Source organism: Candidatus Aminicenantes bacterium (assembly GCA_026393795.1).
Lineage (GTDB): Bacteria > Acidobacteriota > Aminicenantia > UBA2199 > UBA2199 > UBA2199.
On sequence record JAPKZL010000271.1, the window covers coordinates 1 to 1,799 of the forward strand.

2 protein-coding genes are annotated in these 1,799 nt (G+C 52.6%); both read left to right on the top strand.

Going from position 1 to position 1,799, the window contains the following annotated elements; genetic code table 11:
- The coding region (locus NTW95_13185; protein ID MCX6558362.1) for a cell division protein FtsZ at positions 1 to 840 on the top strand (840 nt) is incomplete at its 5' end.
- 206 nt (positions 841 to 1,046) lie between these two features.
- On the top strand, positions 1,047 to 1,799 hold a 753-nt coding region (locus NTW95_13190), incomplete at its 3' end, for a DEAD/DEAH box helicase family protein (GenBank protein MCX6558363.1).

Sequence of the window (1,799 nt, forward strand, 5' to 3'; positions counted from 1 at the left end):
GCGTCCACCATGGGCATCCTGACCGTGGCCGTGGTCAGCAAGCCCTTTCTTTTCGAAAAGGAAAAAAGGATGCGCGTGGCCGAGGAGGGGATCCGCAAGCTGCGCGAGAACGTCGACGCCATCATCATCATTCCCAACCAGAAGCTGCTGGAATTGGGAGATCCCAATATCACCTACAAGAACGCCTACAAGAAAGCCGACGAGGTCCTGCTGCAGGCTGTGCGCGGGATTTCGGACATCATCAACAGCACCGGGGCCCAGAACGTCGATTTCGCCGACGTCAAAGCCACCATGGTCGGCCGGGGCATCACCCTGATGGGAACCGGCGAGGCCAAAGGCGAGAACCGGGCCGAGGAAGCCACCAAGCGGGCCCTGAATTCCCCGCTCCTGGACAACCTGGCCATCACCGGCGCCACCGGCGTTTTGTACAACATCACCGCTTCGTCGACCCTGACCCTGGCCGAGATCGAAAAGATATCCGACCTGATCACCCGCAACGCCGACGCGGACGCGACCATCAAGTTCGGGGTGATCGAGGATGAAAACAGCGGCGACACCCTGCGCATCACCGTGATCGCCACCGGCTTCAAGGAAAGCAAGAGCGAGGCGCAGATGCGCGGCAAGACCACGCCGGCGAGTTTCATCTCCCCGGAACCTTCCTACCGCCAGCCCACGCCGGCGCAGCCTTTTCTCATCCAAAGCCGCCCGGGCAGCAGCGTGGACCTGGGCAAGTACGTCAACGAAGGCACGATGCCCAACATGACCCATGGCCCGGAAAATTTCGACGATCCGCTCGACGTGCCGACGTTCCAGAGGCTGAATCCGATCAGGAAAAAGTAAATTTCGCCGGCGAATAGGAGCATCGCTGTTCGCGAGGTTGGAGAAGGAATTAAAAAAATGACATTGCCTGGAAGAGGGCAATAATGATTTCTGAAACCTGGAGATCTGACTTAAGGGTTTCTTGCAAATCCTTCCTCAGAAGAGTATAAAATCAATTTCAGGGCGCATTTTGGGAGAGTCGGAAAATATGAAGATCAAGGAATCAGATGAGTAAAGTGATTGTCATCGAAAACCCGATTCTTAATTCACCTTTTATGGAACCTAAGCGCCACTTCCGTTTTTCAGAGGAAGGAATCACCAATGAGATCGTCGAAGCACGCCGGAAGAGCGCCTATTTTGTCCCCGTGCCGAGATCCAAAAAAAAGGCGGGCGCGCAGCCCCTATTTAAAACCGAATGGACCGAAGACCGCATCGAGGAAAATAAGCTAATTAATAATATCCGTGAACGAGTATCTTTGTGGCGGGCCAAGGGAAGGCCGTATATATCCCGAATCACATCCCAACTTATTGATTATTGGACAAGGCCGGAGCGTGAGAAAAAACTATTTTTCTGTCAGATTGAGGCGCTGGAAACCATAATATATATTATTGAAGCAGCTTCAAAACTTGGCGATCAATGGATCGAAAATACCCTGAAAGAAGAAAACGAAACGAGCAATCCCCTGCTTTACCGTATCGCCTTTAAAATGGCCACCGGTTCGGGAAAGACATTAGTCATGGCCATGCTTATCGCCTGGCATGCTCTCAACAAATTCGCCAATCCTCAGGATGCCAGGTTCAGTGACGCCTTTCTCCTGGTGACCCCGGGAATCACCATCCGTGACCGCTTAAGGGTCTTGCTGCCCAATGACCCGGACAACTATTACAAAAAGCATGACATTTTGTCCACGGAATGGCAGCTGGAATTATGCAAAGCCAAGATCATTATCGGAAATTTTCACCAGATGAAACCAAGGGAG